The sequence below is a fragment of the Streptomyces sp. SID9727 genome, assembly GCF_010550605.1.
GTDB lineage: Bacteria > Actinomycetota > Actinomycetes > Streptomycetales > Streptomycetaceae > Streptomyces.
Genome location: NZ_JAAGNI010000105.1, coordinates 1 through 420, shown reverse-complemented (window position 1 = coordinate 420; position 420 = coordinate 1). Strand labels below are relative to the sequence as shown.

The 420-nt window shown below is 80.0% G+C and carries 1 pseudogene; it reads left to right on the top strand.

The features are described from left to right. A pseudogene (locus G3I41_RS05985) lies at positions 1-420 on the top strand (hypothetical protein); the annotation flags it as partial.

Genomic DNA, 420 nt, shown 5'->3' with positions numbered 1-420 from the left:
TCCTTCGCCCTCCCGCCCGCCGACGCGGACCGGGCGGCCCCGGATGCCGGGGAGCCGGGCGGCTCTCTGGGCGCGGGGGTCGCGGGTGCGGTCGAGGCGCCGGGGATGGCGGGCGCGCGCGAGGGCGACGCGTCGGGTTCGTATGACGTCGGCGTGGCTACGGAGGCGGTCGATGCGTCCGGTCCGCACGGACTCGGCGTGGGTACGGACGAGGCCGCCGCGTCCGGTTCGTGCCGCGTCGGCATGGGTTCGGACGAGGCCGCCGCGTCCGGTTCGTACCGCGTCGGCATGGGTACGGACGAGGCCGCCCCAGGCGGCTCGCACGGCGCGGGCGTGGGTACGCGTCCGGCCGGGCCCGCCGCGTACCAGCCCGGTGCCGGGCTGCCCGGCACGCCGGGCGCCGACCCCAGCACCCCGGCC